Here is a 24,672-nt window from a genome sequence, read left to right as displayed (position 1 = left end):
CAAAGATGTAACGCATATTTTCACAGGATGTACAAAAAGGGTAAAATGACTAAGTATCGTAAAAACCGATAGGTCAGAATATGCGTTATTCACCGGAGTCACTCGAAGCCTTTGTCCAGACGGTATCCAGCGGGTCGTTCTCTGCGGCGGCCCGCTACTTAGGAAAAAGCCAGTCAACCATCAGCGCAGCAGTGGCCCGGCTGGAAGATGATATGGGGTTCTTATTATTCGAGCGTAGCGGGCGGCAACCGGTACTGACGGAAGAAGGCTTACGGGCCCTTGCCCGGGTAAAAGATATTCTGGCTGCCAGCCGCAGACTGGATGACCTGGCTATCCGGCTGTCACGGGGTATAGAACCGCGGCTGACCCTGGCTATTTCAGATGTCTGGCCGGCAGATCACCATGAGGTATTACTGCACCGTTTTGCGGACCGTTTTCAGGATATTGAGTTCGAATGTATGGTCGCGGAAGACGACGATGTGCTGGATTTATTACAGACCGGTCGTGCGCATCTTGGTGTTGTCCGTGAGCAACCTGCGCTGTCCCCGGAACTGGAGGCACGACGCTTGCAGGTACTGGTAAAAATGGGCATTTATATACACCATCAGCACCCGCTCGCGGCGGAGACGTCATTAACCGGCCCGAGGCTGAAACAGGTACGCCAGTTACGGCTGAATACCTGGATCCGCCCTGCGGAAAATAAAGCGGAGGGGCAGTCATGGTCTGCATCTTCTTATCTGTTACTACTGGATATGGCAGAACAGGGCTTTGGCTGGAGTACTTTGCCCTGCTGGATGGTTCGGCAGTTCGGACGTGGTGTATTGCAGGAGCTGCACCTGGCAGGCTGGCAGCAGGAAAGCCGTATGGATGTGATCTGGTCAACCCGCCATCCGCCGGGACCTGCCGGCTACTGGATGATTGACCAGTTATGTCAACAGAAAGATTAATCGTGACGGGCAATATCTGCAAAGGATGCGGTCAGTAACGCGGCCAGATCCGCCGGTGCCAGTGAAATGTCCAGACCGCGCTTACCGCCGGAAATATATATTTCCGCCTGTTGTGAAGCACTCTGATCAATCACGGTCGGCAGCCGTTTTTTCTGACCCAGCGGGCTGATCCCCCCGACCAGATAACCGGTTACCCGCTGTGCGAGTTGTGGATCGGCCATATCCGCTTTTTTTGCTGACAGGGCTTTGGCGACTTTTTTCAAATCCAGTTGTCCCGACACCGGAGTAACCGCTACCGCGAGATTTTTACTCTCACCGTTCAGGCTCACCAGCAGTGTTTTATAGACCTGCGAAGGATTGAGTTGCAGTTTACGCACCACTTCATCCCCAAAACTGGTTTCATTACTGTCATGGTCATAGTGGTGGATAAGAAATTTAATCTTCTGCTTTTCCAGCAGATTGATAGCGGGGGTCATAACGAGTCCTTTTTTACCAGGTAAAGCCTAAAACAGGGGCCGGCGGAGCTTACTGTACCAACATGGCGGGGAGGTTATCATCACCATAAAGATGCAGAGCACCTACCGCCACCAGATAGCGACCGGCATCCAGCTGACTGAGCTGCTGTTTCCATGCCAGATTACGTTGCCTGATCAGCGTGTCATTTAACGGATTACTGAAGGTGGAAGGCAGCAGTGTGGCTGCGGTTTTTTTGCGGGGCGGCCCTTCGACCCACCAGCTGATCATGGTCTGTAACAGCCGGGCATTGGTATGCCAGTGTTGTAATGAATCACTGAGTAAGGCAAGGCCATCATCGGGTAAACGGGTCAGCAGGGCTAACTGGGTTTCAGCCCCTTCCAGCTCGATCACCGGTTTATTTATGGTCTTAGCCGCCTGTAGCAGCTGGTAATCAATACCGTATTCTGGTCGCAATCCCAGCCGTTCAGCCTGACGACTTTGCAGGATCAGGGCAATCTGCCAGGCCGGTAAATGTTCGATAGTCGCTCGCGGAATATTATATTCTGCACAGCGTTTCTCCAGTTCAGCGGTCAGTGCAGCAGTAAAGCGTTCAGTGAGTCCCGCCCGCTCTCCGGGGGTATTCAGGGGAGAAGGCGCGGACAGTATATCCGCTTCAACGATCAGCGCATCAGCGGTACGCAACTGGTTTAGCAGTGGCGCGGGTAGCGGGGACATATTACGGGTTCCCATATGAATGCTGCCCACCAGATGGATCCGGCAGTGATTGACCTGCAGATCTGTGGCCGGCCAGGAGTAACTGACCGGCATAAGTATCTGCCGTAGTTTTTGCAGCGCTTTCCACAGTGTCACCATGACCGGAGATCCTGTAATTACATTCGATAATACTATGCTAGTCATTTCCTCCGTTCAGGGACAGCTTATTCTGCTGAGGTAAACGGTAACGTAACAAGCGGTTAGCATTTGTCACCACAGTGACAGAGGATAATGCCATCGCGGCCCCGGCGATTACCGGGTTCAGTAAGGTACCGGTCAGTGGGTAGAGCACTCCGGCGGCGACAGGGATCCCCAGGCAGTTGTAGACGAAAGCACCAGCCAGGTTCTGTTTCATATTTCTCAGGGTGGCGACAGAAATCATCAGCCCGTCAGCCACCGCCTGTAAATCCTTACGCATCAGTGCCATGCTCGCTGTTTCGATGGCAATGTCGCTGCCGCCTCCGATAGCAATACTGGTATCGGCACAGGCCAGGGCCGGGGCATCATTAATCCCGTCACCGACCATGGCAACACGGTGGCCAGCCTGCTGTAAGGTTTTTATAGCTAATGCTTTTTCTTCCGGCAGTACCTCGGCAATCACCTCGCTGATGCCCGCCCGATCGGCAATCACCTGTGCGGTTTTTTGCCGGTCACCGGTCAGCATCACAACCTTATAGCCACGTTTTTTCAGCAGACTGATCACGCCAGCTGCTTCCGGGCGCAGCGGATCACTTACCGCGATCACCGCCGCCAGTTGTCCGTCTATAGCCAGTAATACCGGCGTTTCTCCCTGCTGTCCGGCGTTCTTCAGGCTGTTTTCGGCCGCAGTAATATCCACGGCTGCTTCGGTCAGCAGACGCTGATTACCCAGCAACAACGGGTGGCTGCCACTGGCTGCTGACAGTCCTTTCCCGGCAAGGGTGGTTAACTGGCTGACTGGCTGAAATTCAGTGCCGGCTGCCCGGTTTTTTATGGCTGTCGCCAGCGGATGTGCTGAGTGTTCTTCCAGACCTGCGGCATAACCGAGGATCTGTTGTTCAGAAAACCCGTTAAATGTGGTGATCAAAGTCACTGCAGGCTGACCGGTGGTCAGTGTACCTGTTTTATCAAATACCACCGTATCTGCACTGCTGGCTTGTTGCAGGGCATCGGCATCTTTGACCAGGATCCCGGCCTCTGCGGCCCGGCCGACTCCGGCAATGATCGACATCGGGGTGGCCAGCCCCAGAGCACAGGGACAGGCGATAATCAGCACCGTGGTGATGACCACCATACTGTAGGCAAATTGTGGTGCCGGGCCGGCCAGATACCATACCAGTCCGCTAAACAGGGCGATAAGGATCACTACAGGTACAAAGACGGATGAAATTCTGTCGGCCAGCTGACCGATCTTCGGTTTACTGCTTTGGGCATTTCTGACCAGCGAGATAATCCGCGCCAGGGCGGTATTTTGTCCGGTGGCAGTAGCCCGAAAACTCAGGGTGCCATCGCAGACCAGGGTTCCGGCACTGACCTTATCATCGGTGGTTTTTTGCTGTGGCCAGGCTTCACCCGTCAGCATCGATTCATCAATCAGTCCCTGACCGGCATCAATAATTCCATCCACCGGAACACGATCCCCGGCCCGTAACCGCAGTCGCATACCCGGCTGAATCTGGCTGACCGGCAACGACACATCCCCGTCATCTTTCAGGACCGTGGCTTGCGGCGGGGTCAGGTCAAGCAGTTTCTCCAGCGCCTGTGAAGAGTGCTGTCTGGCGCGTTGTTCCAGGGCATGACCGAGGTTAATCAGGCCAATAATCATGGTGCTGGCTTCAAAATAAAGATGACGGGCAGGTTCCGGGAAACTATCAGGGAACAGTACGACTGTGGCTGAATAGGCCCATGCCACAGCCGTTCCCAGGGCTACCAGAGTATCCATAGTGGCGCTGCGGTTACTCAGGCTTTTCCATGCACTGCGATAAAAATGGCCGCCGGCGATAATCATTACCAGCAGGGTCAGCAGACCGATAAGCTGCCATGTCAGCCGGTTATCTGCGGTGAGCATCATATTTCCGCTGCTCATGCCCCAAATCATCACCGGGATCCCCGTCAGTAGCGCAACAGCAGACTGCCAGCTATAGCGAATAAAATGCTGACGTGAAGTTTGTTGTTGTTGTTCGCGACGCTGGTTGTCATCGCTGATCACTATCCCCTGGTAACCGGCGTCACTCACTGCCTTCAGCAGTGCCTGCGGATCGGCAGGCCCGCTGACCAGCGCACTGCGGTCGGCCAGATTAACCCGTGCCTGACGGACATGAGCGACCTGGTTCAGTGCTTTCTCCACCCGGCTGACACAGCTGGCACAACTCATTCCGTCAATCAGTAGCTGAACCGTCTGTGGGTTATCTTCATCCGGGGAGGCCGGACGTTTTTTTTCCGCTGCCAGCCCGTCCGGCACGGGGTCAGTTGCTGTCAGCGGTTCAGGCTTTGGGTCGCGGTTACCCGGTTGCTGACTGGCATGGTAACCGGCCTGTTCAATGTCGCGGATTAACTCGCTGGCAGAGGCTGTTCCTGTGACGACCACCTGTTCCAGGGTCACCTCGGCAGTGGTAACATCACTGCGCTGTTCCAGTACTTCTTTGACACGTTTAACACAGTGGCCACAGGACAGGCCATCCAGCTGAAAAGTCAGAGTCTCAGACATAAGTAAATCTCCTTTATCAGGTCATCATAAGTCAGTCTCAGTGCTAAAAGTGTAAACCTTCCTGTAAGGTAAAGGTCAATAAAAACGATATGTTTAACCGGATCTCTGTCAGAACCTGTCGCAGCCGAGCCTGTAAAGCAACGGAGAAATAATATGAACATCAGTGATGTCGCCAGAAAAACCGGCTTATCCAGTAAGGCGATTCGGTTCTATGAGGAAAAGGGGATTATGACGCCGCCCCGGCGCAGCGCGAACGGTTACCGCAGCTATACGGATCACCATGTTGAAGAACTGACATTATTGCGCCAGGCTCGTCTGGTCGGATTCAGCCTGCAGGAGTGTCGTGAGCTGGTGGGGTTGTTTAACGATCCGCACCGGCACAGTGCAGATATTAAAGCCAGGACGTTACGTAAAGTCAGTGATATTGACCGGCAAATGGCGGAGCTTGAGGGAATGCGCCAGCGGTTACTCGCACTGGCAGAACGCTGTCCGGGAGATGATGGCGCGGAGTGCCCGATTATCGACAGCCTGTCCGGCTGTACCGGCAGAGGTCACTCCGCGCCCTGAGGCGGTTAGTACAGCAGGGAATATAACTGACGGCGGTATTTACCGGCCAGCGCATCACCGGTTCCCAGCGCTGCAAGAATCTCCTGGAACGTTTTACGCAACTCGCCTTGTCCGGCAGCGAGGTCGGTTTTCAGAAAACCAAACAATAATTCCAGTGCTTCTTCATTACGTCCGACCTGATGAAACTGGATTGCCAGTTTAGCGGCAATAGCGGTATTGGTCCGGTCAGCCTCAAGATCTGTCTGCAGTTGCTGAATTTCCGGGGTATCAGCGGCCTGACGCAGCAGATCGATCTGTGCCATCAGTCCCTGATAACGGGTGTCCTGATCCTGCAGTGGGACGTGTTTTAAAACTTCTTCAGCTTCATCACCCCGGTTGAGACGGATCAGCGTTTCGGCCAGTAAAAAGCCGGTTTCACTGGCGTACTGGCTGAGTTGCCAGGCATCTTTTAACAGCGGTAGTGCGTCCAGTGGTTTATCTTCTTCCAGTAATGCCTGCGCCTGCTGTACTTTTATTTCGTCTTCCCGTGGCAGCACTTTTTCCAGCAACGCCCGTACCGCGTCTTCCGACTGCGGCCCCTGGAAACCATCCAGCGGCTGACCATCTTTAAACAGATAGACGGTCGGAATGGCCCGTAATCCGAACTGTGAGGCGACCATTTGCTGTTCATCACAATCCAGTTTCGCCAGCAGAAATTGCCCATGGTGCTCAGCAGCCAGTTTCTCCAGTACCGGTGTCAGCTCCTGACACTGCTGGCTGCGGGGTGACCAGAAATAAAACAGTACCGGTACCTGCATTGACTGCTCAAGTACCTGCTGCAGATTGGATTCATTAACATCAATAATCGGGGGCTGGGGTGACATAAGCTATGTTCCTTCGTCTGAAAAAGTATAACCGTTATCCGTCAGATATGGGGACAGACGGCGCGGGTTCAAGCGGCTATTTGTCCGGTGCTGAATGAGTGCTTAAAATTCGGTCCAGGATAACCCCCGGTAATAAACGCCGTGCCAGTGACATTACATGGGTTACTACGGTGACCGGATAACGCTGGCGCGGATAACGGCTCTCCAGCGCATGACGTAATTTAGGCAGTATCGCCCGGGGCGGGAGGGTAAAACGGGCGGCAATACCGGGATTTGTTACCGGACGGTCTGCTTCTCCCTGCAATACATTGCCGGTAAAGCGGGTGGAGATCGGGCCCGGCTCGATCAGACTGACACGGATACCGCTGTGCTTCATTTCCATTCGCAGGGCATCAGACCAGGCTTCCAGCGCATATTTGCTGGCGGCATATGCACCACGGCCCGGGGTGGAAATCAGCCCCATCACGGAACTGGTATTAATGATCCGTCCCTGGCCGCTGGCCTGTAAGGCGGGCAGCAGTAGCATGGTCAGCTGATGGACGCCAAAGAAATTGGTCGCGAACTGTTGTTCCAGCTGGCGGCGGGAGAGGGTGCTCAGCGGGCCATAGACCCCGAACCCGGCATTATTGAACAGTCCGTGTAATGTTCCGTTGCACAGTTCCGTGATCTCACTGGCCGCGGCCCCGACACTTTGCGGATCATCGAGATCAAGCAGTATCCCGGTGTATCCCAGCTGGTTCATACGGCTGACATCTTCCGGTTTACGGCAGGCAGCAAGCACCCGATAACCACGACTCAGCAAATCCCCGGCAGCCACAGCCCCGATGCCGCTTGAACAGCCGGTAATTAAGATATTTTTTTGCATAGGCTCACACGTTAATGGCAGATAGCTGGTATCAGATACCAGCCGGAATAGCTGCAGTATTGCATATAAGGTGGCTACGGCACCAATCACGGGCGGGAAAACGCGTGTCCGGCAGGAGATACGGGAAACATGAATTTCCCGTACCGGCAGGCAGTTACAATTTTTCGGTCGCCCAGTCGATGGCGGCCGCATATTCATCGGGTAACTGAGGAACCAGAGCCCGCAGCGCTGATATAAGGCGCGTCCGGCCACTGTCCGTAAGATTCAGGTGGCCCAGTTTCCGTCCCGGACGCACCTCTTTTTCGTACCAGTGCAGATGTACCAGCGCATGCTCCAGCCATTGCTGATTCAGTGCACAACCGATGATATTCACCATCACTGAAGGGGCAAAGACCACCGGTGAAGGCAGAGGTAATCCGAGGATGGCTCGCAGATGCAGCTCAAACTGGCTGACCGATGCTCCGTTTTGTGTCCAGTGACCACTGTTGTGTACGCGAGGTGCCAGTTCATTGATCAGCAAGCCTTCCGGCGTCACGAAACACTCCATCGTGATAACACCGACATACTCCAGTTCCTGCATAATCGCCGTAAGCATAGCTTCTGCCTGACGCTGCTGTGCGGCGTCCGGTACTGGTAAAGCGACGCTGGTCAGGAGAATACCGTTGTGGTGCAGGTTGTGCGTCAGGGGATAAAATACGGTACTGCCATCGCGGCCACGGGCTCCGACCAGTGAGACTTCGCCGGAAAAATTAATGCCCTGCTCAACGATACATTCGCCATAGCAGTCTGCGGGTAAGCTCAGGCATTCGGGCTGACGCAAACGCCATTGCCCGCGGCCATCATAACCGCCGGTACGGCGTTTAACGATAGCCAGCTCACCCACCCGGTTATAAATTTCCGGCCACTGTTGCGCATTGCTCAGTAACTGCCAGGGAGCGGTTGCCAGTCCCAACTGGTCGAGTAATTGCTTCTGGGTCAGGCGATCAGCAAGGCGCGGAAAAATATCCCGGTTAACAAAGGCCGGGTGGTTCGCCAGTTCACGGGTCAGGGCCGTTTCCGGCCAGCGTTCTATCTCTGCGGTGATCACACTCTGACGGATGGGCAGTGCTTCCGGCTCGGCATCGGTGCCGACCGGATAAACCGCGATCCCCAGCGGTTCGCCGGCCTGACGCAGCATGCGTCCCAGTTGACCGTTACCCAGTACGCAAACTGACTTCATGCATCCTCCCGCGGGTCCGGATTGTTCAGTACAGCTTCACTTTGTGCCGTGCGCCAGTCTGACAGACGTTGTGCCAGCGATGGATCGTTAACCGCCAGAATCTGGGCGGCCAGCAGGGCGGCGTTTGCTGCACCGGCTTTACCAATCGCCAGGGTGCCGACCGGAATACCGCGTGGCATCTGGACAATAGAGTACAGGCTGTCAACACCGCTCAGAGCGGCACTCTGAACAGGGACACCCAGCACCGGCAGCAGGGTTTTTGCCGCCAGCATGCCCGGTAAATGGGCCGCGCCACCGGCTCCGGCGATGATCACATGAAAACCCTGTTGACGGGCATTCTCAGCAAAACTGAATAATTTGTCCGGCGTACGGTGCGCGGAAACCACTTCCACGTGGTGATCAACATTCAGTTCATTAAGGATTTCTGCAGCATACTGCATCGTAGCCCAGTCACTTTTAGAACCCATAATAATAGCGATACGGGCCGGGGCAGTATTCGACGACATGCGGTCAACTCCTGTGAGCAGATAGAAAACCTGGACAGAGGTACAGGCTATACACATTGAGAAGGGCGTGAGAATAGCATGAGACGGCCGGAAGGAAAACGGTTGCGTCACGACACAACCGGACAATCAGCGCGAAATTTACCAGCGGAAGGCAATTAAACTCACACCGCTGGCATCCAGCTGGATCATTGACCCCTGATGGTGCCAGGCACCCAGTACGGCGCGTTCGGCGGGCTGGTGGTTTATCTGCAGAAAGTGTATTTCCGGACGATGGGTATGGCCGTGGATCAACACAGAGGCCCGGTAACGTTCCATCACCTGTTCAACCGCCTGCTGATTAACATCCATAATTTGCAGACTTTTTGACTGGTTGGCCTGCTGGCTGTCATTGCGTAACCGCGCCGCAATTTTCTGCCTCAGGAATAACGGCAGCATCAGGAAAACCCGTTGCAGCCAGGGTTGATGCACTTTTTGGCGAAAACGCTGATACCCCTGATCATCAGTACAGAGTGTATCGCCGTGCATAATCAATACCCGCTGGCCGTAGCATTCCAGCAGTGTTTCTTCCGCAAGCAACGTCATGCCACTGCGGCTGGCGTATGCCTTACCCAGAAGAAAGTCACGGTTACCGTGAATAAAGAAGACCGGAACCGGCAGGGCAGACAGCGCCTCAGCAACCTGCCGGTGTAACGGGGCCGGGTCATCATCACCGATCCAGCTTTCAAACAGGTCACCGAGAATATACAGAGCGTCGCAGTCTGTCGCTTCGCGTTGTAAAAAACGCATAAAACCGGCAGTGATTGCCGGTTCTTCCTGACACAGATGCAAATCTGCAATAAAAAGCGTTCGCGGCATTACTCGCTGACGATCACTTTATTAATGACGACGTCATCTTTTGGTACGTCCTGGTGCATACCACTGCGTCCGGTGGAAACGGCTTTAATCTTTTCAACCACATCCATCCCTTCAACGACTTCTGCGAACACACAGTAGCCCCAGCCTTGCAGGCTTTCGTCACGGAAGTTCAGAAAATCGTTATCAGCAACGTTAATAAAGAACTGTGCAGTAGCAGAGTGCGGCGCAGAGGTACGGGCCATTGCCAGCGTACCACGGGTGTTTTTCAGGCCGTTGTTTGCTTCGTTACGGATTTCTTCTTTCGTGGATTTCTGTTTCATTCCCGGTTCAAAACCGCCGCCCTGAACCATAAAGCCGTTAATCACGCGATGGAAAATAGTATTATCGTAGAAACCTTCACGGCAGTACTCCAGGAAGTTTTTCACGGTAGCCGGTGCTTTATCGTCAAAAGTTTTAATAACGATATCACCAAAATTCGTCTGGAAAGTGACCATAATTTCATCCTGTCATGGTTATTGTCAGTATTTTAACTCTTCCTGCCTAACGGGGAAGGGTAATCGCAGAGGCTCCTTATATCATAAATTTCAGGCTTACGGCAGTATGGCGGAGGTTGATCACGGCTGATGACTTGCTTTACGTCGCAGTCACGTGAAAAATACGGCACAATAACCACAGTTATCGCACACGTTTAAACGGATACAGTTAAATGCTAAAAATTTATAACACGCAGAGCAGACAAAAAGAGGAATTCAAACCTATACATGCAGGTAAAGCAGGCATGTACGTGTGCGGTATTACCGTTTATGACCTGTGCCATATCGGACATGGCCGGACGTTTGTCGCTTTTGATGTCGTTTCCCGTTATTTACGCTACCTGGGCTATCAGCTGAAATATGTAAGAAACATTACCGATATCGATGACAAAATCATTAAGCGGGCCAATGAAAACGGTGAAACCATTGGCGCGCTGACTCAGCGGATGATTGCGGAAATGCATGCTGATTTTGCCGCGCTGGGCATTTTACCGCCGGACGCTGAACCGCGGGCAACTCAGCATATCGGCGAAATCATTACACTGGTGGAAAAACTGTTGCAGCGTGGCCATGCCTATGTGGCCAGCAACGGGGATGTGATGTTCGATGTACAAAGTGACCGCCATTATGGTGAGCTTTCGCGACAGGACCTGGAGCAACTGCAGGCCGGTGCGCGGGTGGAAGTTACCGATGTAAAGAAAAATCCGATGGACTTTGTGCTGTGGAAAATGTCGAAAGCTGACGAACCGGGCTGGCCGTCGCCGTGGGGCAACGGACGTCCCGGCTGGCATATTGAATGTTCAGCCATGAACTGCAAACAGCTGGGTGAACACTTTGATATTCACGGTGGCGGTTCGGATTTAATGTTCCCGCACCATGAAAACGAAATTGCCCAGTCAACCTGTGCCCACGGCGGTGAGTATGTGAATTACTGGATGCACTCAGGGATGGTGATGATTGACCGTGAGAAAATGTCAAAATCACTGGGTAACTTCTTCACGGTCCGTGATGTACTGAAGCATTACGATGCAGAAACTGTACGTTACTTCCTGATGTCCGGACATTACCGCAGTCAGCTGAATTACAGCGAAGATAACCTGAAACAAGCCCGTGCTGCCCTGGAACGTTTGTATACCGCACTGCGCAATACAGATCCTCAGGCCGTGGCTGCCGACGGTGCAGAGTTTGAACAGCGTTTCCGTGATGCGATGGATGATGACTTTAATACACCGGAAGCTTATTCGGTGCTGTTTGATATGGGACGTGAGGTTAATCGCCTCAAAGCTGAGGACAGCGCGGTTGCGGATGCTCTGGCAGCAAAATTACGCCAGCTGGCCAGCGTATTAGGTATTCTGCAGCAGGATCCGGAAACCTTTCTGCAAAGTGCTGCCGGCAGCAGCGATAATGAGGTTGCTGAAATTGAAGCCCTGATCAAAATGCGCAAAGATGCCCGCGAAAGCAAAAACTGGGCGCAGGCAGACGTTGCCCGTGACAAGCTGAATGCGCTGGGGATTATTCTGGAAGACGGCCCGCAGGGAACCAGCTGGCGCCGTAAATAATCTGCAGGCCTAATCAGCAAAAAACGGGCGACAGGGGTAACCGGTCGCCCGTTTTTTTGGGTGGTATAATTACGGGATAACGCTGATCGACTGACCGGCAAAAACGACGGTCTGTCCGCTGACAATTTTACAGCGTTTACGGGTTTCGGTCTGACCATCCACGGCTACCAGACCATCCGCAATACATGCTTTTGCCTGGGCACCGCTTTCGGCCCAGCCTTCCAGTTTCAGTAAGTCGCAAAGTTCAACATGGGGAAATTTACCCAGTGAGAAGGTTGCCATTATTCTGTTTCTCCGTCGTGATATTCTTCGCAAGCCTGCAAAGTATTCTGTATTAAGGTTGCTACTGTCATCGGGCCAACCCCGCCCGGTACCGGGGTGATCCATGAGGCACGTCCGGCAGCGGTTTCAAACTCGACATCACCCACCACACGACCATCTTCCAGACGATTAATACCGACATCAATCACAATCGCACCTGGCTTAATCCAGTCGCCGGGAATAAACCCGGGTTTACCTACGGCGACCACCAGCAGATCAGCATTTTCAACATGCTGGCGGAGATTACGGGTAAACCGGTGAGTGACAGTGGTGGTACATCCGGCCAGTAACAATTCGAGACTCATCGGACGGCCAACAATATTCGAGGCCCCGATGACCACGGCGTTTAAACCGAAAGTGTCAATGGAATACCGTTCCAGCAGGGTGATAATTCCGCGCGGGGTGCAGGGACGCAGCAGCGGCGCCCGCTGACATAAACGTCCTACGTTATAAGGATGAAAGCCATCGACGTCTTTATCGGCAGCAATCCGCTCCAGCACTTTAATATTATCGATACCTTCCGGCAGCGGCAACTGCACCAGTATGCCGTCGATTTGATGATCGTTATTCAGCTGATCGATTAATGTCAGCACTTCCTGTTCAGTCGTGGTGGCCGGAAGGTCATAAGAACGGGAGACAAAACCGACTTCCTCACAGGCTTTACGTTTACTGCCAACATATATTTGTGACGCCGGGTTGTCGCCGACCAGAATTACGGCCAGGCCGGGGGCACGTTTACCCGCCGCCAGGCGCTGTTTCACTTTTTCTGCAACTTCAAGCCGGACCTGCTGCGCAATCGTTTTACCATCAATAATCTGTGCTGACATCAGAGAAAAAATCCACGGAGTTAGAGTCATAGGGTGAGGTATCTATTCTGTCAGAAGCAACGCGTGCTGTCAGGCAAAGAATCGCTGATTGTTGTTTAAAGCTTCAGCAGTAAAACAGAAAGTCGCGTAAAAACATTGACTCATCTGCCGGTGACCGTATAATTCGTCGGAAATCAGGGCGCCCTTAGCTCAGTTGGATAGAGCACCGGCCTTCTAAGCCGTAGGTCATAGGTTCGAATCCTATAGGGCGCACCATTTCGAAGAAAATAGACGTCAACTGGCGTCTTTTTTTATGCCTGAAATTCAGTGGTTTGACTGATTTTAGCGCGTCGAAACTCTCTCAATATCTACCTGCATCTATCAACATCAAGTAATATCTGTTGGTATATGTGATGGTACATCCCTGTTCAATGGAATCTTGTACCAACAACCAGCAACGGAGAGCCTCAAATGGCATTAACCGATGTGAAGGTAAGAAGTGCAAAGCCTACCGACAAGCCCTATAAGCTTACTGATGGAGAAGGCATGCATTTAATGGTTCATCCTAATGGATCTAAATACTGGCGCTTACAGTACCGCTTTGACGGCAAACAAAAGATGCTGGCGTTGGGTATCTATCCGGAAATTTCCTTATCTGAAGCAAGACAGCGAAGAGACGAAGCTAAACGGCAAGTCGCTAACGCTATTGATCCCAGCGAACAGAAAAAGGTTGAGAAACAAGCACGCAAAGCGACAGTAGAAAATACCTTTAAAGCAATTGCTCTGGAATGGCATGAGTACAAACGCCCTAATTGGTCAAAAGGTTATGCTGAAGACATTATGGAAGCGTTTGAAAACGATATCTTCCCGGATATCGGTAAGCGCCCGATTGCAGAGCTCAAGCCTCTGGAGATCCTCAGTTCACTGCGTAAACTCGAAAAACGTGGCGTCCTCGATAAGCTGCGTAAAATCCGTCAGGCCTGTAACCAGGTGTTTCGTTACGCCATTGTCACAGGGCGTGCTGAATCTAATCCAGCCTCAGAACTAGCAAGCGCACTAACTCCGCCAAAATCTGTGCACTATCCTCACCTGTTAGCGGATGAACTTCCTGCTTTTTTAGAGGCACTTGCCGCTTATTCTGGTAGCCCAATTACCCGGCTTGCAACAAAGATTCTGATGCTAACTGGCGTTCGCACCATTGAGCTCCGCATGGCTGAATGGAAAGAATTCGATTTCGATAAGCTGGTTTGGGAAGTGCCGGTACAAAGGATGAAGATGCGGCGACCTCACCTTGTGCCGTTATCAGATCAAGTTGTGGGGGCACTGCGGGAGATTCAGGCCGTGACAGGGCGCTATAACCTGGTATTTCCTGGACGCAACGACATTACGAAGCCAATGAGTGAAGCGAGTATCAATCAGGTACTGAAACGGATTGGATATCATGGGAAGGCTACAGGGCACGGCTTCAGACACACTATGAGTACTATCCTGCATGAACAAGGCTATAACACAGAGTGGATCGAATTACAGTTGGCGCATGTGGATAAGAACACTATTCGTGGCACGTACAACCATGCGCAGTATCTTGAACAGCGTAGAGAAATGTTGCAGTGGTATGGGGATTATGTGAACAGGCTGGAGAAGCAGGGGGATGGTGAGATTGTGAAGCTACGTGAAATGGGGTGAAGTTATAGTGCCGGTTTGAGTCCGGCCTTCGGCACCATAAGTATGTAAATGGACCTCAACTGAGGTCTTTTTTTATGCCTGAAATCCAGAAGTTACCTGTCTTTTCCGCCATATTAACTCTCTCAAGGTCAACCGATATCAACGTACATCTACCAACACATGTTTGTACAAATGATGGTATTTCCGGTTCGATATGTAGTGGCATAGTGAATTTGGCCACCTGAATAGAGGTGATATCATCACCTCACAGTAAAAACAGGTGACATTATGACCGGACGTAACAGACGCAATTTTAGCCCCGAGTTTCGCCTCGAGGCTGCCCAGCTTGTACTCGATCAGCATTACACCGTTGCCGCCGCTGCTACGGCAATGAACGTCGGCAAATCCACAATGGACAAATGGGTTCGACAACTGAAAGAAGAGCGAGCGGGAAAATCACCCACTGCTTCACCCATGACACCTGAGCAGATTGAAATACGCGAGCTAAAGAAAAGACTTCAACGTGTTGAAATGGAAAGGGATATATTAAAAAAGGCTACCGCGCTCTTGATGTCAGACTCCCTGAACAATTCTCATTAGTCGAGAAACTCAGGGCGCGGTTTCCTGTTGCCATTGTGTGCAACGTGTTTGGGGTTCATCGCTGCAGTTATAAATACTGGCGGCAGCCCAGGAAGCCTGACGCCACGAGAGTGGCATTACTGAGCCTTGTGCGTGAAGTTTATCGCGAAAGTAACGGCTCAGCAGGAGCGCGAAGCATTGCCGCGATGGTCACCACCAAAGGTATAAAACTGAGCAGCTGGCGGGCAACAAAGCTAATGAAAGCGCTCAATATTATCAGCTGTCAGCAACCTGGACATCGTTATAAGAAGGCGCCTAAGGAACACATTGAGATCCCTAATTATCTGGATCGCCAGTTTGCTGTTACCGAGCCTAATCAGGCCTGGTGCGGTGATGTGACTTATATCTGGACGGGAAAACGCTGGGCTTATCTGGCTGTAGTACTCGATTTGTTTTCCCGTAAACCGGTTGGCTGGGCGATGTCATTTTTCCCTGATTCAGCACTGACAGGTAAAGCCCTGTCGATGGCCTGGGAAGCACGGGGAAAACCGGCTAATTTACTGTATCACCCGGATCAAGGCAGTCACTATACCAGCAGGAATTTCAGGCAGTTACTGTGGAGATATCAGATAAAGCAAAGTCTGAGTCGCCGGGGAAATTGCTGGGATAACAGCCCAATGGAACGGTTCTTCAGAAGTCTGAAAATAGAGTGGGTACCGGATAATGGCTACGCTAATTTTAGCCAAGCCAGCACGGCAATAACGAATTACATCACAGGATATTACAGCCAGCTCAGACCTCATCAATATAATGGTGGTCTGACGCCGAATGAATCAGAAAGATTGTTTTGGGAAAACTCTAAAGCCGTGGCCAGTTTTTGTTGACCACTACAATAATGCTTATACCAACAGGGAGGGCATAAGCATGGCGTTAACAGATATCAAAGTCAGAACAGCCAAGCCAACGGATAAGCAATATAAGCTGACCGATGGCAGCGGTATGCATCTTCTCGTCCATCCAAATGGTTCTAAGTACTGGCGCTTGCAGTACCGTTATGACGGCAAGCAAAAGATGTTGGCACTTGGGGTTTACCCTGAAATCACGCTGGCGGATGCCAGAGCTCGTCGCGATGAAGCTCGCAAGCTGCTAGCGAATGGCGTCGATCCGGGAGACAAAAAGAAAAATGATAAGGTTGAACAGGAAGAAGCGCGTACTTTTGAGGAGCTAGCAATTGAGTGGCATGCCACAAATAAAAAGTGGTCGTGTAAGTAGACCTGTTTTAGTTCCAGACACTTTTTGAGGTTTCCGGTTGTTCAGCCACCAACCGGTATTCTTCCGGAGTCAGGTTATTGAGGGATTCATGAGGCCGCTCGCTGTTGTATTCCTCCAGCCACCGTTCTGTGATCTCCCGTACTTCATTCAGTGTTCTGAACAGATAAAAATCCAGTATTTCAGTTCGGTATGTCCGGTTAAATCGTTCAATAAAAGCATTCTGAGTGGGTTTTCCCGGCTGAATGAACTCCAGCTGTACATCATGATCTTCAGCCCATTGGGCCAGTGTCAGTGAGATAAATTCCGGTCCGTGATACCTATTGAGTGCATCCAGCTAGCGTTTAAGTCAGCTATTTTCTACAACTTGTAATGTCCGAGTCTGTCACAAGTGGAGAAAATCAACCGACCAGCTCTGGTTTATTGCCTCTGGTATCGCCAGCCGTGCCGGATTACGTACCGGCAAACGCTGTTTTCCTTTACGTCTGAAATTCAGTTTCAGCAGGCAGTAAATCCGGTGAACCCGCTTATGATTCCATACATGACCCTGCCGGCGAATGACCTGAAAAAGCTTCTTAAAACCGTATCGCGGATAGCGCTCAGCGAGTTCTGTGAGGGCTGTTATGACAGCGTCATTACGCAGTGTATCCGGTTTGTAGAAAAATACCGTCCTGCTCAGTGATAATGTCCTGCATGCCTGACGCGTGCTCATTGTAAAGCGCGATATCAGGTAATGGGCGAGCTCACGCTTTATCACTGGTTTTAAAGCTTTTTTTCGATAACGTCCTTCAGGGCACGGCATTCCAGACTCAGGTCCGCGAACATCTGTTTGAGACACCGGTTTTCATCTTCCAGATCCTTGATTTTTCGGATATCAGAAGCTTCCATTCCGCCATATTTCGCTTTCCAGTTGTAATAGCTGGCTTCTGAAATTGCGGCCTCGCGGCAGACATCCTTCACCGTTCGACCGGCTTCAACAGATTTCAGAACGGCGATAATCTGGTATTCAGTAAATCGGGCTTTACGCATAGCGATCTCCTTCAGGGAACCTATTGAGTATGTCGGAAGATCTCTAAAAGTGAATGGTTCTTTTTGCAGGGATACTTACAGTACTATCTGTATATGATAACCGACCTGTACAGCCGGAAAATCACGGGTTATGAAGTGCATGAAACAGAAAGCGGTGAACAGGCTGCCGCTTTAATGCAGCGCAGTGTCATGCGTGAAGGCTGCTGGCGGCATCCGCTGGTACTGCATGCAGATAACGGCGCAGCGATGAAATCACAGACGCTGCAGATGAAACTGCACGAACTGAATATCACGCCGTCTCACAGCCGTCCGCGGGTCAGTAACGATAATGCGTATGCAGAATCACTGTTCCGGACGCTGAAGTATGTGCCGCAGTGGCCGTCATCAGGGTTCAGAACACTGTCGGATGCCCGTCAGTGGGTGGAAAAATTTACCCGGTGGTATAACGAAACACACCGTCACAGCGGAATACGCTATGTGACGCCGGCAGAACGACATCGCGGAGAAGACCACAGGCTCCTGAAACAACGGGATGAACTGTACCGTCAGGCACAGAAAATACATCCTGAACGGTGGTCAGGTAAAACGAGAAACTGGCAGCCTCCCTCAGTGTCAGCATAGTTGTCACCCCCTCTGAAAAATCAATCTGAGGGCATGGAGTGACACATGAAACGTACTTCACCGGAGCGTAAGGCTGCAACACTGGCAAAACTGTTACCGTACTTAATGTATTGCTTAAAGGGCTTGCCCGATGAGTGAGTCTTTGACGGGCTTGATATGAATTTGCGTAGAAGTTTTGGTATACTGTTTGAACGATGTTTTTCAGCCCAGATTCTGCTTTTTAGGAGTGATTATGAGCACCCACAAAAAAACTCAGGCAAGCTACGCTAAGCCATCACGTGCTGACATTGTTCGCTCAGTAGCAACATCTACGGCTGTTGAAACAGGGCAGTCCTCCGCGAAGATCGAAGCTTCACTTGAAGCCACGCGCAAAAAATTTGCTCATTTGCGTCTTGCGGTTTAATCCCTTCTTAATGCTTCTCTCACCCAGTGTTTCATCGGCTCGTAGTCCATTGATACACCTGCATGGATAGCCGAGATATACTGGGTTTTGTTTTGCTCCCGGCTTTGATAATCCAGCGGTTTGTATCCTCCCTGAACGGCCATTACGTCGGCTAGCAGTCGCGACAGGCGTCCGTTTCCCTCTCTGAATGGATGGATAAGTATTAGCTCTACATGGGTTATGGCGATAGCAGTGATGAGTTGTTCTTCGTCCATGCCGCTACATGGCGTGTATTGAGCCAGATACCTGGTGTCGAATTCGCTCAGCAGTTTTGGCAATTGTGCTGAAGGTGCAAACATAAAGCCGCCCTTGCTGATATTAACCGCTCTTTCTTGTCCAGCCCACTGGTAGATGTTGCCTAACCAGCGGCGATGCCAGCTTTTTAGCATGGCTACGCTGAACTGTCCTTCCGGGAACTGTTCTTCAAAAACAGACTGGTAGAGTTGTTCTAACAGGACAAGTTCAGCCTCATCCATCTCATCAGAAGTTGCGATCCCCAGCTTGTTAGCCAAAACTTGCTCGCCAGAGTCTTTCTCATACTGACCTTCACTGCTGGATACATGGTATCGGCTCATTGAGATGCCCTGTGTTATTAGAAGGATGGGAGAGCAGAGGGAGTATAACGCTGGATGAGTACAGTAAATAATATTCGTAAAATCAGATAGTTACAAAAGTGTAGGTTACAATGTAGTTTTTATTCGCTGGTGGAAAATAATCATTAATAATCAGCATTAACACACCAATGTATCATTGGGGTGTGATCTGATAAATCCTTGTCAATAGACTCATTCATATTGATTTTACTCATTTTTTAAGTCTGTTGGGTACCCAAGTGGCCCCATGTGAAACCCTTAAAAACCCATGAGAATCGCTAAATTTGTATACCAGTAGTATACCGGTTAGTATCGGGTAGACACTCTGAATAGCGGGTATAGATTGATGAAATTGACACTCAACCAGTCGACTATAATCAATAAGTTATCTATCGATGTTAAACCAGAACTCGACCAGCAAGGGCGTGTTATCTACTTACCGAATCCTGGACGAAAGCCGTATCTTATCACTGATAATCACCGGGATTCACCCGTTGGTTTTGGTGTCAAAATCAGTGCAAAAAAAAAGACATATATTGTTCAACAGAGCGTATCTTCTCCTGGCAACCGTCCTGAGACAGGGGGAAAATCCCGGTCTGAGGTTATCAGACCTACCATTGGCAATGTCTCTGATTTCGCTAATATCGATCAAGCCCGCGAGGGTGATCGTACTTTAGTTTAAACTATGAAGTTGACTAAAAAGCACCCTAACTTAAGTGACAGGAACCAGTAGATGTTCAGGCATTCATCCCTCAGACTGCCATTAAACGATTCGATAAGGGCATTATCCGTGGGTTTTCCCGGCCGGGAGAAGTCCATGGTGACCCCGTTTTCACAGGCCCATCAGTCCACCTGCAGCTTTTGCGATATACGCCCTGAGGACGGCCTCAGACGCTCCATCACAGCAACCACATCATCCGGTAATCCCTCCGAAACCCCTGGCCGACCTCGATCGCCAGCCGCCCGTTCCGGACTTCAGGGCCAGAAAGGCGTTTCATCGTATGAGTAAGGGCTCTTGCTGCATCCTGATTCGGTTTAGTCGTTGCACCTCCCGTTGCTGCTGCCATTCCGGCCTTCGCCGTACTGTCCATAACAATCGGAAACGGGGGAGGTGGCATAGCTTTCGCTTCAGCAAAGAACAAGCCAGACACTTTATCAAATAGGGATTTTTTCTTTGGCGGTTCTGGTGGCGGTGACGTTTTATTTTTCACAGCCTGAGCGTGTTGTTCAGGCACCGGGACTGGCTGAGCGGGTTGTGACTGATAGAAGCATAAATAACTGGTAACGGTCAGAAGTTCTATACCGGCATTTTCCTGCCACCGGGGAAAGAGGGGCAAACAGCGGTTTTCACTGCCTGGTTGTGTTATCTGTCTTTTTTTTCGTTTTTTTTTGTATTACTCCACTGTTTGTCTGGCTGGCAAAGCATTACCATGGGCCAACGTCTGCTTCTGGTTAATGGGTTTCTGATGCGTTACAAAATTGCGTTATTACCGTTATTTGCGTTGCTGGTTGCCTGCAGTAGTAAAACAGAAAGTGTCCGGCAGGGGCCACAAGGCGGTTTTTTACTGGCTCCGGCTGGCGGACAGGGAATGTTATCCGGGGATTTTGCCGGGCGTCCGCAGACCGAAGAATTTATTAATATGATGGTGAAAAAGCATAATTTTGACCGTCAGCAGCTTGAATCCTGGCTGGGACAGGCGCGGCGTTTAGATTACGTGCTCAGGCTGATGGACAGGCAGGCACCTAATACTCCGGCACCTCCGGGGCCAAACGGGGCGTGGCTGCGTTACCGGAGTAAATTTATTACCCCGTCGAATATACAAAACGGTGTGGCATTCTGGAACCAGTATCAGACAGAACTGCAGCGGGCCCGGCAACAGTACGGAGTTCCTGCAGAAATTATTGTCGGTATTATCGGGGTGGAAACCCGCTGGGGAAGAGTGATGGGTAAAACCCGTATTCTTGATGCGCTGGCAACCCTGTCGTTTGATTATCCGCGGCGTTCGGCCTATTTCAGCAGTGAACTGGAGACATTTTTACTGATGGCCCGCAGCGAACGGGATAATCCGCTGGAGCTGAGAGGATCGTTTGCCGGAGCAATGGGTTACGGCCAGTTTATGCCTTCGGCCTATAAACAATATGCCGTTGATTTTGATGGTAACGGCACGATTAATCTCTGGGACCCGGTAGATGCCATTGGTAGTGTGGCCCATTATTTCCAGCAGCATGGCTGGCAGGCCGGGCAGCCAATTGCAGTGCCCGCCAGTGGCACCGCACCTTCTCTGGATGACGGCTATAATACCCGTTACAGCGTCAGTCAGCTGATAAAGGCCGGATTACGGCCACAGGCTGCATTGCCCGGAGATCAACAGGTAAGCCTGCTGAAACTTGATATGGGGCAGAGTTATCAGTACTGGTTCGGGTTGCCTAATTTTTATGTGATTACCCGTTATAACCACAGTACCCAATACGCAATGGCGGTCTGGCAGCTGGGTGAAGCAGTACGTAATGCCCGCAATAACACGGTTTTTTAATTCACGACTTTCCTTATTGTTTGTATGGATATAGGATGACGCCCTTTGCGGGCGTCTTCTGCCTGCGGTGAGAGTAAGGAACCCTGATGCAAACACTCCCTCCTTGTCCTGAATGCCATTCTGAATACAGCTGGCAGGATACTGAAAATTATAACTGTCCTGAATGTGGTCATATCTGGCCGGTAGTGTCAGCTGAAACCTCAGAAGAGACCTTACTGGTGCGCGATGCCAACGGTAATCTGCTGGCGGACGGTGACAGCGTTACTATTGCCAAAGACTTGAAAGTAAAAGGCAGTTCTTCGGTACTGAAGATTGGTACCCGGGTTAAAGAGATTCGTCTGACAGAAGGTGATCATAATATTGATTGCCGGATTGATGGTTTTGGCCCGATGAAGCTGAAATCAGAGTTTGTGAAAAAAAGTTAATCTTCGCACTCTGTTCTCCGGCGGCATGACCGGCCGCCGAGATCCCTTTTGTTGTGCCATTCTCTGTCCTTTCACGCAAAAAAAACCTTTATGCCCCGCAATGCAGCAAACTCTTGCTGCGCAGTTCCGTTTTCCGGCGGTTGCTGCCGGCCATGACTTGAAAAGCTGTCATTAATCCATAGTATCTTCTCTGGTGTTGATAAATATACTCGTGCTACACGGAGGGAAGTTGATGGATAAGGATTTACGGCAGTTAAGTATTCAGACCGGACAGTCTCTGCTGTCCCGCGGCGCAACACTCACTACCGCTGAGTCCTGTACCGGCGGCTGGATTGCAAAAGTGATTACTGACATCAGTGGCAGCTCTGCATGGTTTGAACAGGGATTTGTGACATACAGTAATCAGGCCAAAATCACTATGCTGGGGGTTGACCCGGCAACTCTTGAGGCCCATGGTGCGGTAAGTGAAGCGACAGTCCGTGAAATGGCGAGCGGGGCACTACAGGCTGCGGAGGCTGACTATGCGATTTCAGTCAGCGGTATTGCCGGTCCGGATGGCGGCAGTGCAGAGAAACCGGTCGGTACCGTCTGGTTTGGTTTTGCGGCCGCAGACGGTAAAGTACTGGTATCAGGTCAGCAATTTACCGGTGACAGGGACGCAATACGGGCTCAGGCAGTCGCATTTGCCCTGCGTACCCTGAACCGGGAGTTTCTGGAAAAATAAACTTGATACTGTATGACTATACAGTATAATTATCCCTCATCAGAGACAGAGCATACCCACACATTTGCCTGGCTAATCCGGCATAATCAGGAGTTGAAATGGCGATCGACGAAAACAAACAGAAGGCTTTAGCCGCAGCGCTGGGGCAGATTGAAAAACAATTCGGTAAAGGCTCCATCATGCGTCTGGGTGAAGACCGCACTATGGATGTTGAGACCATTTCAACCGGTTCACTGTCGCTGGATATTGCTTTAGGTGCCGGCGGGTTACCGATGGGCCGTATCGTGGAAATCTACGGGCCAGAATCTTCCGGTAAAACCACACTGACCTTGCAGGTTATTGCCGCCGCGCAGCGTAAAGGAAAAACCTGTGCCTTTATCGATGCTGAACATGCTCTGGACCCTGTCTATGCCAAAAAGCTGGGTGTGGATATTGATAATCTGCTGTGCTCTCAGCCGGATACCGGTGAGCAGGCGCTGGAGATTTGTGATGCACTGGCGCGTTCCGGGGCAGTGGATGTCATTATTGTTGACTCCGTCGCCGCTCTGACACCAAAAGCCGAAATTGAAGGTGAAATCGGTGATTCTCATATGGGACTGGCTGCCCGTATGATGAGCCAGGCAATGCGTAAACTGGCGGGTAACCTTAAACAATCCAATACACTGCTGATTTTTATCAACCAGATCCGTATGAAGATTGGTGTGATGTTTGGTAACCCGGAAACGACAACCGGCGGTAATGCGCTGAAATTTTATGCGTCTGTTCGTCTGGATATCCGTCGTATCGGAGCCATCAAAGACGGCGATAATGTTGTCGGCAGTGAAACCCGTGTCAAAGTGGTCAAAAATAAAATTGCAGCGCCGTTTAAACAGGCTGAATTCCAGATTATGTACGGCGAAGGCATTAACTTCTTCGGTGAACTGGTTGACCTGGGGGTTAAACATAAACTGATCGAGAAAGCCGGTGCATGGTACAGCTATAACGGCGATAAAATTGGTCAGGGTAAAGCGAATGCGGGCAACTACCTGCGTGATAACCCACAGGCCGCCAGCGAAATTGAGCAAAAACTGCGTGATATGCTGCTGAATGCTCCTGCTCAGGAATCAGCCGAAAAACAGTCAAACGGCCATGATGAAATGAGTGAGGATCATCAGGAGTTCTGAGTCCGGTAAGCTGATACATTACACAGAAACGGGAGAGTGCTGTTTAAGCCTCTCCCGTTTTTTGTTTTTTATGTCCGGTACTGGCAGAGTATCACTTTGCGTCAATAACCTATCACACAGGAGAGTCAGGTGCTTTTTACTGAAACTGAACGTCATCCGATGTTTGCTTCTTTACTGGAACGGGCGGTACGGTTACTGGCCCGGCGTGATCATTCCGAACACGAGCTGAAAGAAAAAATCCGTCTTTCGGTGTGGCGCAGCGAGCAGAGAGAGGGCAGTGAGCATACCCCTCCCGATGAAGCGGCCCTGACACAGGTGATAGCCTGGTGCCTGGAAAATAATTATCTCGACGACCAGCGTTTTACCCGGCAATTTATTATCAGCCGTAGCCGCAACGGTTATGGACCACAGCGTATTCGTCAGGATCTGCAGCTGAAAGGGATAGGGCGTGATGATATCAGTCAGGCATTAGCAGAGTCTGAGATAGACTGGCAGCAGCAAGCGGCAGAGGTTGCCGGGAAAAAGTATGGTCATAAATGGCCCTCCGATGCCCGGGAAAAAGCCAGATTACAGCGATTTTTACACTCCAGAGGGTTCCTGATGGAGGATATTCGCTCTGTTTTGGTAAATTTTTCCGGCTGAGTCATAATCCGGTTTTACTTCCCTGTGAA

General features: G+C 51.1%; 24 protein-coding genes, 1 tRNA gene and 5 pseudogenes. 15 read left to right on the top strand and 15 right to left on the bottom strand.

The window, feature by feature from the left end; translation table 11 throughout:
• Window positions 1-80: 80 nt before the first annotated feature.
• Window positions 81-947, top strand: a complete 867-nt coding sequence (locus JK211_RS12705) for a LysR family transcriptional regulator (protein WP_212709039.1) — start codon at window positions 81-83, stop codon at window positions 945-947.
• On the opposite strand, the gene ybaK is transcribed toward JK211_RS12705, so the two are convergent.
• The 3 genes from ybaK to JK211_RS12690 are packed head-to-tail and all read right to left on the bottom strand — an operon-like array spanning window position 944 to window position 4,863.
• Window positions 944-1,423, bottom strand: a complete 480-nt coding sequence (gene ybaK / locus JK211_RS12700) for a Cys-tRNA(Pro)/Cys-tRNA(Cys) deacylase YbaK (protein ID WP_212709038.1) — start codon at window positions 1,421-1,423, stop codon at window positions 944-946. The genes JK211_RS12705 and ybaK overlap by 4 nt on opposite strands.
• Before the next feature lie 49 nt (window positions 1,424-1,472).
• Entirely contained in the window at window positions 1,473-2,321 is an 849-nt protein-coding gene (locus JK211_RS12695; protein WP_371734638.1) for a TraB/GumN family protein, read from the bottom strand.
• On the bottom strand, window positions 2,314-4,863 hold the full coding sequence (locus tag JK211_RS12690; RefSeq protein WP_212709037.1) for a copper-translocating P-type ATPase: 2,550 nt from the start codon (window positions 4,861-4,863) through the stop codon (window positions 2,314-2,316). Before JK211_RS12690 ends, JK211_RS12695 begins: the two co-directional genes overlap by 8 nt.
• Window positions 4,864-5,016: 153 nt before the next feature.
• On the opposite strand from JK211_RS12690, the gene cueR reads away from it, so the two are divergent.
• Complete coding sequence (cueR, locus tag JK211_RS12685; RefSeq protein ID WP_212709036.1) at window positions 5,017-5,430, top strand: Cu(I)-responsive transcriptional regulator; 414 nt, start codon at window positions 5,017-5,019, stop codon at window positions 5,428-5,430.
• Window positions 5,431-5,435: 5 nt separating this feature from the next.
• On the opposite strand, the gene JK211_RS12680 is transcribed toward cueR, so the two are convergent.
• The 6 genes from JK211_RS12680 to ppiB form a co-directional block, all read right to left on the bottom strand.
• A complete protein-coding gene (locus JK211_RS12680) occupies window positions 5,436-6,293 on the bottom strand; it encodes a co-chaperone YbbN (RefSeq protein ID WP_212709035.1) in 858 nt (285 codons plus the stop codon).
• Between the two features lie 76 nt (window positions 6,294-6,369).
• Window positions 6,370-7,158 carry an SDR family oxidoreductase gene (locus JK211_RS12675; RefSeq protein ID WP_212709034.1) on the bottom strand — a complete coding sequence of 263 codons (789 nt, stop codon included), beginning with the start codon at window positions 7,156-7,158 and terminating at the stop codon, window positions 6,370-6,372.
• A gap of 154 nt (window positions 7,159-7,312) precedes the next feature.
• A complete protein-coding gene (gene purK, locus JK211_RS12670; protein ID WP_212709033.1) occupies window positions 7,313-8,377 on the bottom strand; it encodes a 5-(carboxyamino)imidazole ribonucleotide synthase in 1,065 nt (354 codons plus the stop codon).
• The gene (purE, locus tag JK211_RS12665; RefSeq protein ID WP_212709032.1) at window positions 8,374-8,883 is read right to left on the bottom strand and encodes a 5-(carboxyamino)imidazole ribonucleotide mutase; all 510 of its coding nucleotides are present in this window, start codon (window positions 8,881-8,883) and stop codon (window positions 8,374-8,376) included. Before purE ends, purK begins: the two co-directional genes overlap by 4 nt.
• 138 nt (window positions 8,884-9,021) lie before the next feature.
• Entirely contained in the window at window positions 9,022-9,738 is a 717-nt protein-coding gene (gene lpxH, locus JK211_RS12660) for a UDP-2,3-diacylglucosamine diphosphatase (protein WP_212709031.1), read from the bottom strand.
• Window positions 9,738-10,232 (bottom strand): peptidylprolyl isomerase B, encoded by a 495-nt coding sequence (gene ppiB / locus JK211_RS12655; RefSeq protein ID WP_212709030.1) that lies wholly within the window; start codon window positions 10,230-10,232, stop codon window positions 9,738-9,740. The genes lpxH and ppiB overlap by 1 nt, the downstream gene beginning before the upstream one ends.
• 212 nt (window positions 10,233-10,444) lie before the next feature.
• On the opposite strand from ppiB, the gene cysS reads away from it, so the two are divergent.
• Complete coding sequence (cysS, locus tag JK211_RS12650; RefSeq protein ID WP_212709029.1) at window positions 10,445-11,830, top strand: cysteine--tRNA ligase; 1,386 nt, start codon at window positions 10,445-10,447, stop codon at window positions 11,828-11,830.
• 69 nt (window positions 11,831-11,899) lie between these two features.
• Here the strand turns inward: cysS and ybcJ are convergent, their stop codons facing one another.
• Together ybcJ and folD are read right to left on the bottom strand one after the other, a co-directional pair.
• The gene (ybcJ, locus tag JK211_RS12645; protein WP_212709028.1) at window positions 11,900-12,112 is read right to left on the bottom strand and encodes a ribosome-associated protein YbcJ; all 213 of its coding nucleotides are present in this window, start codon (window positions 12,110-12,112) and stop codon (window positions 11,900-11,902) included.
• Window positions 12,112-12,978: a bifunctional methylenetetrahydrofolate dehydrogenase/methenyltetrahydrofolate cyclohydrolase FolD gene (folD, locus tag JK211_RS12640; protein ID WP_212709027.1), complete on the bottom strand. Its 867-nt coding sequence runs from the start codon at window positions 12,976-12,978 to the stop codon at window positions 12,112-12,114. Before folD ends, ybcJ begins: the two co-directional genes overlap by 1 nt.
• Window positions 12,979-13,156: 178 nt before the next feature.
• Here folD and JK211_RS12635 point away from each other — a divergent pair.
• The 4 genes and pseudogenes from JK211_RS12635 to JK211_RS12620 all read left to right on the top strand — a co-directional run.
• Window positions 13,157-13,233: transfer RNA gene (locus tag JK211_RS12635), tRNA-Arg, on the top strand.
• A gap of 195 nt (window positions 13,234-13,428) precedes the next feature.
• Complete coding sequence (locus tag JK211_RS12630; RefSeq protein ID WP_212709026.1) at window positions 13,429-14,643, top strand: integrase arm-type DNA-binding domain-containing protein; 1,215 nt, start codon at window positions 13,429-13,431, stop codon at window positions 14,641-14,643.
• Between the two features lie 267 nt (window positions 14,644-14,910).
• Window positions 14,911-16,085, top strand: a protein-coding gene (locus JK211_RS12625) for an IS3 family transposase (protein WP_212709025.1) whose coding sequence is annotated in 2 segments (ribosomal slippage) — window positions 14,911-15,169 and window positions 15,169-16,085 — 1,176 coding nt in all. Because the reading frame shifts where the segments join, the coding sequence is not laid out codon by codon here.
• A gap of 40 nt (window positions 16,086-16,125) precedes the next feature.
• Window positions 16,126-16,464, top strand: a pseudogene (locus tag JK211_RS12620) (Arm DNA-binding domain-containing protein); the annotation flags it as partial.
• Between the two features lie 16 nt (window positions 16,465-16,480).
• Here JK211_RS12620 and JK211_RS12615 read toward each other — a convergent pair.
• A pseudogene (locus tag JK211_RS12615) lies at window positions 16,481-17,499 on the bottom strand (integrase core domain-containing protein).
• Window positions 17,500-17,580: 81 nt separating this feature from the next.
• On the opposite strand from JK211_RS12615, the pseudogene JK211_RS12610 reads away from it, so the two are divergent.
• Both JK211_RS12610 and JK211_RS12605 read left to right on the top strand, forming a co-directional pair.
• A pseudogene (locus tag JK211_RS12610) lies at window positions 17,581-18,120 on the top strand (transposase); the annotation flags it as partial.
• Between the two features lie 232 nt (window positions 18,121-18,352).
• A complete protein-coding gene (locus tag JK211_RS12605; protein WP_164881279.1) occupies window positions 18,353-18,523 on the top strand; it encodes a hypothetical protein in 171 nt (56 codons plus the stop codon).
• Here JK211_RS12605 and JK211_RS12600 read toward each other — a convergent pair.
• The gene (locus tag JK211_RS12600) at window positions 18,520-19,137 is read right to left on the bottom strand and encodes a Fic family protein (protein ID WP_212709023.1); all 618 of its coding nucleotides are present in this window, start codon (window positions 19,135-19,137) and stop codon (window positions 18,520-18,522) included. The genes JK211_RS12605 and JK211_RS12600 overlap by 4 nt on opposite strands.
• Window positions 19,138-19,501: 364 nt before the next feature.
• Between JK211_RS12600 and JK211_RS12595 the strand changes: the two are divergent.
• Window positions 19,502-19,834, top strand: a pseudogene (locus JK211_RS12595) (integrase); the annotation flags it as partial.
• A 35-nt stretch (window positions 19,835-19,869) separates the two neighbouring features.
• Here JK211_RS12595 and JK211_RS12590 read toward each other — a convergent pair.
• Window positions 19,870-19,998 (bottom strand): annotated as a pseudogene (locus JK211_RS12590) (transposase); the annotation flags it as partial.
• A gap of 56 nt (window positions 19,999-20,054) precedes the next feature.
• Window positions 20,055-20,273, bottom strand: a complete 219-nt coding sequence (locus JK211_RS12585; RefSeq protein ID WP_212709022.1) for a hypothetical protein — start codon at window positions 20,271-20,273, stop codon at window positions 20,055-20,057.
• A 348-nt stretch (window positions 20,274-20,621) separates the two neighbouring features.
• On the opposite strand from JK211_RS12585, the gene mltB reads away from it, so the two are divergent.
• The 5 genes from mltB to JK211_RS12560 all read left to right on the top strand — a co-directional run bounded on the left by mltB (window position 20,622) and on the right by JK211_RS12560 (window position 24,643).
• A complete protein-coding gene (mltB, locus tag JK211_RS12580) occupies window positions 20,622-21,689 on the top strand; it encodes a lytic murein transglycosylase B (protein WP_212709021.1) in 1,068 nt (355 codons plus the stop codon).
• 86 nt (window positions 21,690-21,775) lie between these two features.
• Window positions 21,776-22,114 (top strand): zinc ribbon domain-containing protein YjdM, encoded by a 339-nt coding sequence (locus JK211_RS12575; protein ID WP_212709020.1) that lies wholly within the window; start codon window positions 21,776-21,778, stop codon window positions 22,112-22,114.
• Window positions 22,115-22,346: 232 nt separating this feature from the next.
• Window positions 22,347-22,838, top strand: a complete 492-nt coding sequence (gene pncC, locus JK211_RS12570; RefSeq protein ID WP_371734637.1) for a nicotinamide-nucleotide amidase — start codon at window positions 22,347-22,349, stop codon at window positions 22,836-22,838.
• 98 nt (window positions 22,839-22,936) lie between these two features.
• Window positions 22,937-24,001 carry a recombinase RecA gene (gene recA / locus JK211_RS12565; RefSeq protein ID WP_212709018.1) on the top strand — a complete coding sequence of 355 codons (1,065 nt, stop codon included), beginning with the start codon at window positions 22,937-22,939 and terminating at the stop codon, window positions 23,999-24,001.
• A gap of 159 nt (window positions 24,002-24,160) precedes the next feature.
• Entirely contained in the window at window positions 24,161-24,643 is a 483-nt protein-coding gene (locus JK211_RS12560) for a regulatory protein RecX (RefSeq protein WP_212709047.1), read from the top strand.
• The last annotated feature ends 29 nt before the right edge of the window (window positions 24,644-24,672 follow it).

The organism is Tatumella sp. JGM130, from assembly GCF_018257525.1.
GTDB classification, from domain to species: Bacteria; Pseudomonadota; Gammaproteobacteria; order Enterobacterales; family Enterobacteriaceae; genus Tatumella; species Tatumella punctata.
This window is presented reverse-complemented; position numbering and strand designations above follow the sequence as displayed.